Annotated in this window: 9 protein-coding genes, 2 pseudogenes and 1 riboswitch; of the genes and pseudogenes, 9 read left to right on the forward strand and 2 right to left on the reverse strand. The window is 77.0% G+C overall.

Going from position 1 to position 14,402, the window contains the following annotated elements; genetic code table 11:
- Nucleotides 1-20: 20 nt before the first annotated feature.
- Nucleotides 21-695, reverse strand: a complete 675-nt coding sequence (locus HCJ94_RS21195) for a hypothetical protein (RefSeq protein ID WP_168002773.1) — start codon at nucleotides 693-695, stop codon at nucleotides 21-23.
- A gap of 91 nt (nucleotides 696-786) precedes the next feature.
- On the opposite strand from HCJ94_RS21195, the pseudogene HCJ94_RS21200 reads away from it, so the two are divergent.
- A pseudogene (locus HCJ94_RS21200) lies at nucleotides 787-1,023 on the forward strand (hypothetical protein); the annotation flags it as partial.
- Between the two features lie 5 nt (nucleotides 1,024-1,028).
- On the opposite strand, the gene HCJ94_RS21205 reads toward HCJ94_RS21200, so the two are convergent.
- Nucleotides 1,029-1,766, reverse strand: a complete 738-nt coding sequence (locus HCJ94_RS21205; RefSeq protein ID WP_168002774.1) for an MBL fold metallo-hydrolase — start codon at nucleotides 1,764-1,766, stop codon at nucleotides 1,029-1,031.
- A 90-nt stretch (nucleotides 1,767-1,856) separates the two neighbouring features.
- Nucleotides 1,857-1,986, forward strand: a riboswitch (cobalamin riboswitch).
- Nucleotides 1,987-2,415: 429 nt separating this feature from the next.
- Between HCJ94_RS21205 and cobN the strand changes: the two genes are divergently transcribed.
- From cobN to cbiE, 8 genes and pseudogenes are all read left to right on the forward strand, one after another.
- Nucleotides 2,416-6,093, forward strand: coding sequence for a cobaltochelatase subunit CobN (gene cobN, locus HCJ94_RS21210; RefSeq protein ID WP_168002775.1), 3,678 nt, complete (start codon nucleotides 2,416-2,418; stop codon nucleotides 6,091-6,093).
- A gap of 29 nt (nucleotides 6,094-6,122) precedes the next feature.
- A pseudogene (locus tag HCJ94_RS21215) lies at nucleotides 6,123-8,225 on the forward strand (VWA domain-containing protein); the annotation flags it as partial.
- A 116-nt stretch (nucleotides 8,226-8,341) separates the two neighbouring features.
- Nucleotides 8,342-8,953 carry a cob(I)yrinic acid a,c-diamide adenosyltransferase gene (cobO, locus tag HCJ94_RS21220; RefSeq protein ID WP_168002776.1) on the forward strand — a complete coding sequence of 204 codons (612 nt, stop codon included), beginning with the start codon at nucleotides 8,342-8,344 and terminating at the stop codon, nucleotides 8,951-8,953.
- On the forward strand, nucleotides 8,950-10,314 hold the full coding sequence (locus HCJ94_RS21225; protein WP_168002777.1) for a cobyrinic acid a,c-diamide synthase CobB: 1,365 nt from the start codon (nucleotides 8,950-8,952) through the stop codon (nucleotides 10,312-10,314). Before cobO ends, HCJ94_RS21225 begins: the two co-directional genes overlap by 4 nt.
- The gene (cobI, locus tag HCJ94_RS21230; RefSeq protein ID WP_168002778.1) at nucleotides 10,311-11,060 is read left to right on the forward strand and encodes a precorrin-2 C(20)-methyltransferase; all 750 of its coding nucleotides are present in this window, start codon (nucleotides 10,311-10,313) and stop codon (nucleotides 11,058-11,060) included. The genes HCJ94_RS21225 and cobI overlap by 4 nt, the downstream gene beginning before the upstream one ends.
- Entirely contained in the window at nucleotides 11,057-11,899 is an 843-nt protein-coding gene (cobM, locus tag HCJ94_RS21235; protein ID WP_168002779.1) for a precorrin-4 C(11)-methyltransferase, read from the forward strand. Before cobI ends, cobM begins: the two co-directional genes overlap by 4 nt.
- The gene (locus tag HCJ94_RS21240; protein WP_168002780.1) at nucleotides 11,899-13,068 is read left to right on the forward strand and encodes a cobalt-precorrin-5B (C(1))-methyltransferase; all 1,170 of its coding nucleotides are present in this window, start codon (nucleotides 11,899-11,901) and stop codon (nucleotides 13,066-13,068) included. Before cobM ends, HCJ94_RS21240 begins: the two co-directional genes overlap by 1 nt.
- Nucleotides 13,056-14,378, forward strand: coding sequence for a precorrin-6y C5,15-methyltransferase (decarboxylating) subunit CbiE (gene cbiE, locus HCJ94_RS21245; protein WP_373684386.1), 1,323 nt, complete (start codon nucleotides 13,056-13,058; stop codon nucleotides 14,376-14,378). Before HCJ94_RS21240 ends, cbiE begins: the two co-directional genes overlap by 13 nt.
- Nucleotides 14,379-14,402: the final 24 nt, after the last annotated feature.

The raw sequence follows: 14,402 nt of genomic DNA on the forward strand, positions 1-14,402 counted from the left end.
CGGCGCCCCGTGGCGTCCGGTCAGTCGCGGAGCCAGACCCGCAGCGGGCCGGCGCGGCGGAAGCCGGCCTCCACCGCGATCGCCAGGTCGTCGCCGGACTCGTAACCCACCAGCGGGGCGGTGGCCGGTAGCGCCGCCCAGATCTCCTCCGGTGGGACGGTGCGGGCGAAGACGTTGGAGACACCGACGGTCAGTTCCCAGCGGTGCAGGATCGCCCCGCCGGCGACCACGCCCCCGTCGAGGCGGGCCAGGACGGTGACCCGGGGCTCGGTGAGCAGGGCGGGGCGGAACAGCTCGCCACCGCCGTGCGCCGCCGCCCACGCGGCGAGCGCCTCGGGCGTGGTGACCGGGGTCAGGGACGGCGCCGCGTCGGGCGGCGTCATGGTCGCCGCGTCGGGGTCGGGCGGGCGGCGGATCCAGTCCGCGTCGACCAGGATCCGGAAGCCGTACGGCGACAGGTCGAGGTCGGCGTAGCTGTCCTTGACCGAAGCGCCGGGCCCGGCGTCGATGCGGTCGAGCAGGGCGGCCGGGTCCACGTCCCGGCGCAGCGTCACGGCGTCCGGATACCAGGTCGGCGAGCGGCGCGGCACCGACCAGGCGTCCTCGTCGGCGGCGCCGGTCAGCCCGTGGGTGCGGCACACCAGGTCGCACCAGGCGGCGTTGTCCTGGATCGCGTCCTCGGCCGTCACGTGCACGCCGGGAGCGTAGCCCGCGACGAGGTGATCATGTGCCGGGCCGGCACCTGTCCAGCGCGCTCCCACCCGGCTCGCAGGGGACTGCCGGGTCGTGGCCGGCCGGACCGGGGTGGAGTTCTACCTGGAACCGGAGACCACCGCGACGGACACGACGGTCGTGGCGATCGCCCACGACGGCGAGTGGATCCGTCGCCGGACCGGGTCGCCCCGGGTGGCGGCGGCCCTCGCGAACCGGCTCGGGTTGCCGCTGTACGTGGCCGCGAAGACCGGGTACCCGGAGCGCATGCGGGCCTGGAACCGGGCCCACCCGGAGCGCCGCGCCCGCTAAGAGGCTCACTTCGCGACGGCCGCCCGCGCCTCGTCGAGGGTCATCGTCGGGCTGTGGCTGGAGACGTACCAGCCGATGTCGTCGGTGAGCAGGCGGCGGACCAGGGCCAGGTCCGGCCCGTCGTCGGGCGGGCGAAGGTGCAGCGGCGGCGGGTACCAGCTGTCGCCGAGGAGCAGCACGCCCGAGGCCGGGTCGACCACCACGGTCGAGTCGGGGGCGTGGTGGCCGCCGACGTGCCGGACCACGACGCCGGTGGGCAGCTCCAGCTCGTCGGTGAACGTCCGCGTCGGCGGCCGGACCGTGAAGTCGTCCCAGGAGTCCACGGCGAGCGCCCGGGCCCGGAAGCTCGGCCCGAGCCGCGGGTCGGCGCGGACCTGCTCGCGCAGGTAGCGGGTGCTCCACGGTCGGGCCGCCTCGGCGCGCAGCAGGTCGGCGCCGCTGACGTGGCCGACGATCTCCACGCCCGGCCAGGCGCAGGCGCCCCACACGTGGTCCCAGTGGTGGTGGGTGTAGACCAGCCAGCGTGGCTCCGGCAGGCCGGCGGCCCGCAGCGCCGCCTGGATCTCGGCGGCGTGCGCCGGGCTCTGGCCCGCGTCGACCAGCACGCTGCCGCGCTCGTCGGCGACCAGGGCGACGGAGGGCTGGATCCAGGCCGGGTCCGGGTGGAAGGGGGTCACCCACACCCGGCCGGTGAGGTGATGGAACTCGATGGCGGGGGTCGCCGCCGCGTCGTTGTCCGCCATCCCGCGATCCTAGGTGGACCGCTCGGGCACGTGGGGTCGCGTTGACCGGGCCGCCGCGGGTGTGGCAGCATTCGCGGCCGGACGGCAGTGAAGGAAGCCGGTGCGATTCCGGCGCGGTCCCGCCACTGTCACCGGGGAGCGATCCCCCCTCGTGAGTCACGGCCGTGCGTGCGCGGTTGGAAGGCCGGGGGTGAGCGTCGATCCGGGAGCCAGGATACTTCGGCCGTCGGTGCACCCCAGGGCGTGGACACCCGAGGAGGACCCGATGACGCGCAGCATCCCCGCCATCGACGACAATCGTCGTATCCGTTCCGCGCGCGCCGACGCGTTCGCCGCCGGCCCCGCCGCTGCTCCGCCCGGACGCCCCGCCGCGCCGGCCGCTCGACACGCGCCGCCGACGGGCCGAGCAGCTCGCTCCCTCACACCGGCCGGCGCAGGTCGCGCCGTGACCGGCCGCGCTGGTCGCTCCGCCGTGACCCGGCGGGCCGGTCGCCGCGTGCCGTCCGCCTGACGCATCCGCTCGCCGCCGGCTTCGGCGCATCGTCGCGCCGCGCGCCGGCCCACCGCACCCGCTGACCGAGCAGCCACCCCTCGCCCCCCCGCCCGACCGGCCCTCGTGCCGGCGCGGGCGTCACTCTCCGGAGCCCCCGTGCGCATCCTGCTGCTGTCCACCGCCGACACCGACCTGCTCGCCGCCCGGGCGAGCGGCGCCGACTACCGCCTGGCCAACCCGGCCCGGGTCGCGGCCGACGCCGTACCGGCGCTGGTCGACGGCGCCGACCTGGCCGTCGTACGCCTGCTCGGCGGCCGGGCGGCGTGGCCGGACGGGCTGGCCGCGGTGCTCGCCTCCGGCGTGCCGACGGTCGTGCTGGGCGGCGAGAGCGTGCCGGACGCGGAGCTGATGGCGGCCTCCACGGTGCCGTCCGGAGTGGCCACCGAGGCCGTGTCCTACCTGGTCGAAGGCGGTCCGGAGAACCTAACGCAGCTCGCCCGCTTCCTGTCCGACACGGTGCTGCTCACCGGCGAGGGCTTCGCCCCGCCCGCGCCCACCGCGGCGTACGGCATCCACGGTGACCGGCCGGCCGACCCGGGCCGACCCACCGTCGGGATCGTCTTCTACCGGGCGCACGCCCTGGCCGGCAACACCGCGTTCGTCGACACGCTCGCCGACGCCGTGGAGGCGGCGGGCGGCAACGCCCTGCCGATCTTCTGCGGCTCGCTGCGCGGGCTGACCGCCGGCGCGGGACCGCTGGGGCTGTTCGCCCGCTGCGACGCGCTGCTGGTCACGGTCCTCGCCGCCGGTGGCACCGTCGCCGCCGACGCCTCCGGCGGCGGCGACGAGGACGCCTGGGACGTGGGCGCGCTCGCCGCCCTCGACGTGCCGGTGATCCAGGCGCTCTGCCTCACCAGCACGCGCGCGCAGTGGGCCGGCAGCGACGCCGGGCTGTCCCCGCTGGACGCGGCCATGCAGGTGGCGATCCCCGAGTTCGACGGGCGGATCGTCACCGTGCCGTTCTCGTTCAAGCGGATCGACGCCGACGGGCTGTCGGTGTACGAACCGGACCCGGAGCGGGCCGCCCGGGTGGCCGGCATCGCCGTGCGGCACGCCCGGCTGCGGCACGTGCCCAACGCCGACAAGCGGCTCGCGGTGGTGCTCAGCTCGTACCCGACGAAGCACTCCCGGGTCGGCAACGCGGTCGGCCTGGACACCCCGGCGAGCGCGGTCCGGCTGCTCGCCGCACTGGCCGACGCCGGGTACGACCTGGGCGGCGCGCCCGCCCCCGACGACGGGGACGCGCTCATCCACGCCCTCATCGCCGCGGGTGGCCACGACGTCGAGTGGCTCACCCCGGAGCAGCTCGCCGCCGCGTCGGCGCGGGTGCCGGGCGAGACGTACCGGCGCTGGTTCGAGGAGGTGCCGGCGGAGCTGCGCGAGGCGATGCGGGAGCACTGGGGTGAGCCGCCCGGCGAGCTGTACACCGACGGCGGCGACATCGTGCTCGCCGGGCTGCGCTTCGGCAACGTGGTACTGCTGATCCAGCCGCCCCGCGGCTTCGGGGAGAACCCGATCGCCATCTACCACGACCCGGACCTGCCGCCGAGCCACCACTACCTGGCCGCGTACCGCTGGCTGTCGGCGCCGGTCGCGGACGGCGGCTTCGGCGCGGACGCCGTGGTGCACCTGGGCAAGCACGGCACCCTCGAATGGCTGCCCGGCAAGGGCCTCGGGCTGGCGGCCGACTGCGCCCCGGACGCCGTGCTCGGCGACCTGCCGCTGGTCTACCCGTTCATCGTCAACGACCCCGGGGAGGGTACGCAGGCCAAGCGCCGCGCCCACGCCGTCGTCGTCGACCACCTGGTGCCGCCGATGGCCCGCGCCGAGACGTACGGGGACCTGGCGAAACTCGAACAGCTTCTCGACGAGTACGCGACCGTGCAGGCCCTGGACCCGGCGAAGGTGCCGGTGGTCCAGGGGCAGATCTGGGAGCTGGTGCGGGCCGCCGAGCTGCACCACGACCTGCACCAGGCCGACATGCCGGCCGCCGACGACTTCGACGACTTCGTGCTGCACCTCGACGGGTACCTGTGCGAGGTCAAGGACGTGCAGATCCGCGACGGCCTGCACGTGCTGGCCGCCGCGCCCACCGGCGAGGCGCGGGTCAACCTGGTGCTCGCCGTGCTGCGCGCCCCGCAGGTGTGGGGTGGCGCCCGCGCCCTGCCCGGGTTGCGCCAGGCACTCGCCGCGAGCTACGGCCTGGACGAACAGGCGCTGCTCGCGTCGCCGGGGGAGCGGGTGGCGCTGCCCGGGGCGCTCACGGAGGCGGTCGACGGGCCCGCCGCCACCGCCGCCACCGCCGCCGACGCCGTCGACCTGATCGAGGGCCTGGCCCGCCGGCTCGTGCTCGGCATGGAGACGCTCGGCTGGGACGCCGGCAAGGCCGACGCGGTCGTCGAGGAGGTCACCGGCCGGTCGGTCCCGGACGCCGCCGCCGTGCTGCGGTTCGCAGCCACCGAACTGGTGCCCCGGCTGGACCGCACCACCGACGAGATCGACCGGGTGCTGGGCGCGCTCGACGGTGGTTTCGTACCGCCCGGACCGTCCGGCTCGCCCACCCGCGGCCTGGTCAACGTGCTGCCCACCGGACGCAACTTCTACTCCGTCGACCCGAAGGCCATCCCGAGCCGCAACGCCTGGGACGTGGGCGTGGCCCTGGCCGACTCGCTGCTCGCCCGGCACCTCGCCGACACCGGCGCGTACCCGCGCTCGGTCGGCCTCACCGTGTGGGGCACCAGCGCGATGCGGACCCAGGGCGACGACATCGCCGAGGTGCTCGCGCTGCTCGGCTGCCGGCCCGTCTGGGACGACCGGTCCCGCCGCGTCACCGGCGTCGAGGTGGTGCCCCTCGCCGAGCTGGGCCGGCCCCGCGTCGACGTCACCGTCCGCATCTCCGGCTTCTTCCGGGACGCGTTCCCGCACGTCGTGGCGCTCATCGACGACGCGGTGCGGCGGGTGGCCGCGCTGGACGAGCCCGCATCCGACAACTACGTCAAGGCCCACGTGGACGCCGACGTCGCCGAGCACGGCGACGAGCGCCGGGCCACCGCGCGCATCTTCGGGTCCAAGCCCGGGGCGTACGGGGCCGGGCTGCTGCCGCTCATCGACGCCCGGAACTGGCGCAGCGACGCCGACCTCGCCGAGGTGTACGCGGTCTGGGGCGGCTACGCGTACGGGCGCGGGCTCGACGGGCGGGAGGCGCGCGCCGACATGGAACGCTCCTTCGCCCGCATCGCCGTGGCGGTGAAGAACCAGGACACCCGCGAGCACGACATCGTCGACTCCGACGACTACTTCCAGTACCACGGCGGGATGGTGGCGATGGTCCGCCACCTCACCGGCGCCGCGCCGGCCGCGTACGTCGGGGACTCGGCGATGCCGCACGACGTCCGTACCCGCACGCTCGGCGAGGAGACCCGGCGGGTGTTCCGCGCCCGGGTGGTCAACCCGCGCTGGATCGCCGCGATGCGCCGCCACGGTTACAAGGGCGCGTTCGAGCTGGCGGCCACCGTGGACTACCTGTTCGGCTACGACGCCACCGCCGGCGTCGTGGACGACTGGATGTACGAGCGCCTCGCCGAGGCGTACCTGTTCGACGACGAGACCCGCGCGTTCCTGGAGACGTCGAACCCGTGGGCGCTGCGCGGCATCACCGAGCGGCTCCTGGAGGCCGCCGACCGGGGCCTGTGGGCCGAGCCGGACCCGGACACCCTGGACCGGCTCCGGGAGACGTACCTGGCCAGCGAGGGCGACCTGGAGGACAAGCGGTGAGCACCTACCCGTTCTCGGCGGTCCTCGGCATGGACGACATGCGCCTCGCCCTGCTGCTCAACGCGGTCAGCCCGGCCATCGGCGGGGTGCTGGTCCGGGGCGAGAAGGGCACCGCCAAGTCCACCGCCGTGCGCGCCCTCGCCGCGCTGCTGCCACCGGTGGACCGGGTGGTGGGCTGCCGCTTCGCCTGCGACCCGGCCGCACCCGACCCCCGTTGCCCGGACGGGCCGCACCCCGCCGAGCCGGTCGTCGAGCGCCGCCCGGCCGCGCTGGTCGAGCTGCCGGTCGGCGCCGCCGAGGACCGGGTCGTCGGGTCGCTCGACCTGGAGAAGGCGCTCGCCGAGGGGGTACGCGCGTACGAGCCAGGCCTGCTCGCCGCCGCCCACCGCGGCCTGCTCTACGTCGACGAGGTGAACCTGCTCCACGACCACCTCGTGGACCTGCTGCTGGACGCCGCCGCGATGGGCCGCTGCCACGTCGAGCGGGAGGGCGTCTCGGTCAGCCACGCCGCCCGCTTCCTCCTCGTCGGCACCATGAACCCGGAGGAGGGGGAGCTTCGACCCCAGCTGCTCGACCGGTTCGGGCTCACGGTGGAGGTGGCCGCCAGCCGCGACCCGGCCGTCCGGGTGGAGGTGGTCCGCCGCCGGCTCGCCGCGGACGCCGATCCGGCCGGCTTCGCCGCCCGCTGGGCCGACGCGGACGCCGCCGTCGCCCGCCGGGTGGCCGACGCCCGCGCCCGGCTCGGCCGGGTGGTGCTGAGCGACGCGGCGCTGCGCCAGATCGCCGAGGTGTGTGCCGCGTTCGACGTGGACGGCATGCGTGCCGACATCGTCACCGCCCGCGCCGCCGTCGCCCACGCCGCCTGGCAGGGGCGGGAGCGGGTCGGCGCGGAGGACGTCCGGGTCGCCGCCCGGCTCGCCCTGCCGCACCGGCGGCGCCGCGACCCGTTCGACACTCCGGGGCTGGACGAGAAGCGCCTCGACGAGGCCCTGCGACGGGCCCAGGACGAGCACCCCGACGACCCGGACGAGGGCGACGGCAGCACGGGCGGCCGGGGGCCGGACGGCGGTCCCCGGCCGGACGGCGGTCCGGGAGGCGGTTCCGGTCCCGACGGTTCGACCGTGGACGGCTCCCGCCCCGACGGTGGTGCGGCCCCTGCCGACCGGCCGGACGGTGGCGGGCCGACGGAATCCGGGGCGCACGGCGACCCGGCCAGCCGCAGTGGACGCCGGCCCGAACCGGCCGGGGAACGCCGGTCGGGGCGGCCCGAACCGGCCGGGGAACGCCGGTCGGGGCGGCCCGACGGTCAGCGCCCGGACGAGGGGGCCGGTGCGGTGGCCGTACCCCGGAGTGGGTTGCGGGCGCGGCTGTTCACCGCGCCGGGCATCGGGGAGGGCGTGCCCGGGCGGCGGTCGCGGGCGCGGACCGGGCGCGGCCGGACCACCGGCGCGCGGGTGCCGGCCGGGCGGCCCGGCGCCCTGCACCTGCCGGCGACGGTCCGGGCCGCCGCACCGCACCAGGCCATCCGTGGGCGGCAGCACGGTCCGCTGCGGCTGCGCCCGGCCGACGTCCGGGAGGCGGTCCGCGAGGGGCGCGAGGGCAACCTGGTCCTGTTCGTCGTGGACGCCAGCGGGTCGATGGGCGCCCGGCAGCGGATGAGCGCGGTCAAGGGGGCCGTCCTCGCCCTGCTCACCGACGCGTACCAGCGCCGCGACAAGGTCGCGGTGATCGCCTTCCGGGGCGCCGGCGCGCAGACCCTGCTGCCGGCCACCTCGTCGGTCCTCGCGGCGTCGACGCGGCTGGCCGAGCTGCCCACCGGGGGGCGTACCCCGCTCGCCGAGGGTCTGCTCGCCGCCGCCGACCTGCTGCGGGTGGAACGCCTGCGCGACCCGAAGCGTCGCCCCCTGGTCCTCGTCGTCACCGACGGTCGCGCCACCGCCGGCACGGACCCGCTGTCCCGCGCGGACCGGGCCGCGGCGGTGCTCCGCTCGACCGGCGCCCCCTGCGTCGTCGTCGACTGCGAGTCCGGCCCCGTCCGCCTGAACCTGGCGAAGCGCCTGGCCACCCACCTGAACGCCGCCCACCACCCCCTGGCCCACGTGACGACAACCCCGCTCACGGCCCTCGCCACCACCCCGTCGCCGGGATCACGCGGTTTCCGCGCCGGCGAAACGGAACAAGCAGGGCAGACCACGGGCCAGAACCCCGAGATCGCCGCCGTCGGGGCGACGGCGGGAAGGAGCAGCTGATGCCGCAGGGGAAGCCCACGCACGTGCCCGCGGACGGGTTGACGACCCGGCAGCGGAGGAATCGGCCACTGGTGATCGTCCACACCGGGCAGATGAAGGGGAAGTCCACCGCCGCGTTCGGGTTGGCGCTGCGGGCGTGGACGGCCGGGCTGCCGATCGGGGTGTTCCAGTTCGTCAAGAGCGCCAAGTGGCGGGTGGGGGAGGAGAACGCCTTCCGCGCGCTCGGCGAGGTGCACGAGCGCACCGGCCAGGGCGCCCCGGTCACCTGGCACAAGATGGGCGAGGGCTGGTCGTGGATCCAGCGCGGCGGCGAGGCCGACCACGCCGCCGACGCCCGCGAGGGGTGGCGGCAGATCCAGCGCGACCTGGCCGCCGAGCGGTACGGCCTGTACGTCCTCGACGAGTTCACCTACCCGATGAAGTGGGGCTGGGTGGACGTGGACGAGGTCGTCGACACCCTCGCCGGCCGGCCCGGCTTCCAGCACGTCGTCATCACCGGCCGCGACGCCGACCCGCGCCTGGTGGCCGCCGCCGACCTGGTGGCCGAGCTGACCAAGGTGAAGCACCCGATGGACGCCGGCCAGAAGGGCCAGAAGGGCATCGAGTGGTGAGCGACAACCCGGCGACCCCCTGGGCGCTGCCCCGGATCGTCGTCGCCGCGCCGGCCAGCGGGCACGGCAAGACCACCGTCGCCACCGGGCTGCTCGCCGCGCTGCGCCGTCGGGGCCTCACGGTCAGCCCGCACAAGGTCGGCCCCGACTACATCGACCCCGGCTACCACGCCCTCGCCGCCGGCCGGCCGGGCCGCAACCTCGACCCGTGGCTGGTCGGCGAGGGGCGGATCGCCCCGCTGCTGCGGCACGGCGCGAGCACCCCCACCCCCGCCGACGTCGCTGTGGTCGAGGGCGTGATGGGGCTGCACGACGGCGCGGTCGGCCGCCGGGCGTACGCCTCCACCGCCCACGTCGCCCGCCTCGTCGACGCGCCCGTGCTGCTGGTGCTGGACACCACCGCCCAGGGGCGCAGCGCCGCCGCGCTGGTGCTCGGCATGCGCGCGTTCGACCCGGCCGTGCGGATCGGCGGGGTGATCCTCAACCGGGTCGGCTCGCCCCGCCACGAGACCCTGCTGCGCGACGCGCTGGCCGAGGTCGGCGTACCGGTGCTGGGCGCGGTGACCCGCGCCGCCGAGGTCACCGCCCCGTCGCGGCACCTGGGGCTGGTGCCGGTCGCCGAGCGGGCCCCCGAGTCGCTCGCCGTGGTCGACGCGCTGGCCGCGCTTGTCGAGTCCACCGTGGACCTCGACGCCGTCCTCGACCTGGCCCGCAGCGCCCCGCCGCTGACCGTGCCGGCGTGGGATCCGGCCGCCGCCGTCGGCGGCCCCGCCGGATCGGAGCGCCCGGTGGTCGCGGTAGCCGGCGGGCCGGCCTTCACCTTCGCGTACGCGGAGACCACCGAGCTGCTCGCCGCCGCCGGCGCGGCCGTCGTCCCGTTCGACCCGCTGCGCGACCCGGCGCTGCCGGCCGGCACCCGCGCGGTGGTGATCGGCGGCGGCTTCCCCGAGGTGCACGTCGACGCCCTCGCCGCCAACACCGGGCTGCGCGCCGACCTCGCCGCGTTCGACGGTCCCGTCGTGGCCGAGTGCGCCGGCCTGCTCTACCTGGGGCGTGAGCTGGACGGCGTACCCATGTGCGGCCGGCTCGACCTGACCGCGCGGATGACCGGACGGCTCACCCTCGGCTACCGGGACGCCGTCGCCGCCACCGACTCGCCCGTGCACGCCGCCGGCGACCCGGTACGCGGCCACGAGTTCCACCGCACCGTCACCGACCCCGGCCACGGCGACCGGCCGGCGTGGCGCTGGACCGGCAGCGCCCACGGCTTCGTCGCCGGCCGGGTGCACGCCTCCTACCTGCACACCCACTGGGCGGGCCACCCGGGCGCGGCACGGCGGCTGCTGGCGGCGGCCCGGTGACCGCCACGCTGACCGGGGTCGGGGTGGGCCCGGGGGACCCGGACCTGCTCACCCTGCGTGCCGTACGCGTCCTGCGCGAGGCGGAGCTGGTGTTCGTACCCGTGCTGGACCGGCTCGACGCCGACGGCGCCGCCGCCTCCGGACGGGCCGAGACCACCGTCGCCCCGCACGTCCCGCCGGACCGGCTGCGCCGGCTGCCGTTCGCCCTCGACGACCGGGGCGGCGTGACCGCCCGCCGGGCGCGGGCGTGGGACGGCGCCGCCCGGGCGGTGGTGGCCGCCGTCGACGGTGGCGCCCGGACCCTCGCCTTCGCCACCATCGGCGACCCCAACGTGTACTCCACGTTCAGCTACCTGGCGCAGACCGTCCGGGAGCTGCGGCCGGAGGTAGTGGTGGAGACCGTCCCGGGGATCACCGCGATGCAGGAGCTGGCCGCCCGCAGCGGCGTCCCGCTGTGCGAGGGGCGGGAACCGCTCACGCTGCTGCCGGCCACCGCCGGCCTGGCGCTCTTCGCCGACGCCGTCGCCGGCCCGGGCACCGTCGTCGCCTACAAGGGCTGGCGCCGCCACCCCGAGCTGCTCGCCGAGCTGCGCCGGCAGGGCCGGCTCGCCGACGCCGTGCTGGGCCGTGGGCTGGGCCTGCCCGGCGAACACGTCGGGCCGGCCGCCGAGGCCGACGGCGACGTGCCGTACCTGTCGACACTGCTGGTCCCGGCCCGCCGGGACCGGCGGGGAGGAAAGCTGTGACCACCACCGGCACCGTCTGGTTCGTCGGCGCCGGGCCCGGCGCGGCGGACCTGCTGACCCTGCGCGCCGCCCGGGTGATCGCCACCGCCGACGTGGTGGTGTGGGCGGCCAGCCTGGTGCACGCCGACGTGCTCGCCCACGCCCGCCCGGACGCCGAGATCGTCGACTCCTCGCAGCTCCCGATCGAGGGGGTGCTGCCGCTGTACCGACGGGCCGCGGCCGAGGGGCTGACCGTGGCCCGGATCCACTCCGGCGACCCGGCCCTGTGGGGCGCGATGCAGGAACAGCTCGACCTGTGCCGGGCACTCGGCCTCGCGGTGGAGGTCGTCCCCGGTGTCTCCTCGTTCACCGCCGTCGCCGCGATCGTCGGCCGGGAGCTGACCATTCCCGAGGTGGCCCAGTCGGTGATCCTCACCCGCCTCGAGGGCGGCAAGACGCCGATGCCGCCGGGCGAGCGGGTCCGGGAGTTCGCCCGGCACGGCACCACGATGGCGCTGTTCCTCTCCGCCGCCCGCTCCGGGCAGGTGCAGGCCGAGCTGCTCGCCGGCGGGTATCCGGCGGACACCCCGGCGGTCGTCGCGTACCAGGCCACCTGGCCCGACGAGCTGGTGGTGCGGTGCACCGTCGGCACCCTGGAGACCACGGTCAAGGAGCACCGGCTCTGGAAGCACACCCTCTTCCTGGTCGGGCCGGCGCTGGACGCGACCGGCACCCGCTCGCACCTGTACCACCCGGGGCACTTCCACACCTACCGCCGGGCCGAGCCGGCCGCCCGGGCCGCGCTGCGCCGGGCCCGCACCGACCGCGCCGCGCCGCCGGCCCCGGAGGGACCGTCCTGATGGCGTACGACCTGCCGCCGTTGCGCGAGCCGGACCTGCCGCGTACCGCGAAGGTCCGGCCCACCGCGCTGCGTACCGGCTGGACCACCGGCGCCTGCGCGACGGCCGCGACGAAGGCGGCGCTGACCGCGCTGGTCACCGGCGTCCCGCAGCGCGAGGTGGAGATCGGGCTGCCGGCCGGCCGCCGGGTGCGCTTCCCGGTGGCCCGCTGCGACATCTCGCCGGCCACCGGCACGTCCGGGGCAGGGGAGGCACGGGCCGAGGCGGTGGTGGTCAAGGACGCCGGCGACGACCCGGACGTCACCCACGGCGCGGAGCTGACCGCCACGGTCGCCTGGCGGGAGACCCCCGGGCTGGCCCTGGAGGGCGGGCCGGGGGTGGGCACGGTGACGAAACCCGGGCTAGGGCTGCCGGTCGGCGGGCCGGCCATCAACGACACCCCGCGCCGGATGATCGGCGAGGCCGTCGGCGAGGTGGTCGACCTGGCGACCGTCGGCGTCCGCGTGGTCATCAGCGTCCCGCGCGGCGAGATCATGGCGCGCAAGACCACCAACCGCCGGCTGGGGATCCTCGGCGGCATCTCCATCCTGGGTACGACCGGGATCGTCCGTCCCTTCTCCACCGCCTCCTGGCGGGCGAGCGTCGTGCAGGCGGTGCACGTGATGGCCGCCCAGGGCGAACGGACCGTCGTGCTCTGCACCGGCGGGCGGACCGAGCGGGCCGCCCGCGCGCTGCTGCCCGACCTGCCCGAGGTGTGCTTCGTGGAGGTCGGCGACTTCACCGGCGCGGCGGTCACCGCGGCGGTCGCCGACGGCCTGACCGGGGTGGTCTTCGTCGGGATGGCCGGGAAGCTGGCCAAGCTCGCCGCCGGCGTGCTGATGACCCACTACACGCGCTCCAAGGTGGACCTGTCGCTGCTCGGCGCGGTCACCGCCGAGGCCGGTGGGGACGCCGACCTGGTCGCCGCCGTCACCGCCGCCAACACCGGGCGGCACGCGTACGAGCTGTGGGAGGCCGCCGGCCTGCTCGGCACCGCCGGTGACCTGCTCTGCCGCCGGGTACGGGCGGTGCTGCTGCGCTTCGCGGAGGACGCGCTCGACGTCGACGTGGCCCTGGTCGACTTCACCGGCTCCCGGGTCGTCGCCTCCTCCGGGCGGTGGGTCGCGTGACCGCCGCCGAGGCACGCCCGGCCGCCGCCGGGGCGCCGGTGACCGTGACCGCCGTCCGCGCCGACGCCGCGCCGCGCCGGCCCGCGGCCGGCGATCCGGGCACCGACCCGCCCCACGTGACCGTGGTCGGCGTCGACGCCGCCGGCCACCCGCCGCCGCCCGCCGTGGCCGGGGTACTCGCCCGAGCGGGACTCGTGGTCGGCGCGGCGCGGCACCTCGCCGCCGTGCCGCTGCCGGCCGGTGCGGAGACCGTGGTCCTCGGGCCGCTGGCGCCCGCCCTGGACCGGCTCGCCGTCGCCGTCGCCGCCGCCACACCGGCCGTGGTGCTGGCCAGCGGCGACCCCGGACTCTTCGGGATCGTGCGGCGGCTGCGGGCGGCCGACCTGCCGGTTCGGGTGGTGCCGGCGGTGTCCAGTGTCGCCGCCGCGTTCGCGCGGGCCGGCCTGCCGTGGGACGGCGCGGCCGTGGTCACCGCACACGGGCGCGACCTTCGGCCGGCGCTCAACGCCGCCCGGGCGCTGCCGCTGGTCGCGGTGCTGACCGCGCCCGGCGCCGGCGCCGCCGAACTCGGGGCCGGCCTGGTCGGCTGGTCCCGCCGCCTTGTGGTCGCCGAGCACCTGGGCACCGACGCCGAGCGGGTCACCTGGACCACCCCGGCGGAGGCGGCCGCGCGCTCCTGGTCCGACCCGCACGTCCTGCTGAGCGTCGGCACGCCCCCGGACGGGATGCGCGTCGACAACCAGCCGGCCGCCGCGCCCGGCGGGGGGTGGGCGCTGCCCGAGAGCGCGTACGCCCACCGCGACTCCATGATCACCAAAGCGGAGGTGCGCGCCCTCGTGGTGGCCCGGCTGCGGCCCCGGCTCGGCCGGCTGGTGTGGGACGTCGGCGCCGGCAGCGGCTCGGTGGGCATCGAGTGCGCACTGCTCGGCGCGGCCGTCGTCGCCGTCGACCGGGACCCGGCGGCGGTGGACCTGGTCCGTGCCAACGCCGCCCGGCACGCCGTCGACGTGCGGGTCGTGTGCGGCCGCGCACCCGACGCCCTGGCCGGGCTGCCCGAGCCGGACGCGGTCTTCGTCGGCGGAGGCGGCGGCGACGTGCTCGCCGCCGTCGCGGCCCGCCGCCCGGCGCGGGTCGTCGTCGCGCTCGCCGCGGTGGACCGGGTCGCCCCGGCCCGGGACCTGCTGCGCGACGCTGGCTACGCCGTCGAGGGCGTCCAACTGTCCGCCGCCCGCCTCGCCGACCTGCCCGGCGGGTCGGTCCGCCTCGCCGCCACCAATCCGGTGGTCGTCCTCACCGGGGAGCGCCCGTGACCCACCCTGACCTCGACGCGGCCC

Source organism: Micromonospora thermarum (genome assembly GCF_012034245.1).
In the GTDB taxonomy this organism is placed as follows: Bacteria; Actinomycetota; Actinomycetes; order Mycobacteriales; family Micromonosporaceae; genus Micromonospora; species Micromonospora thermarum.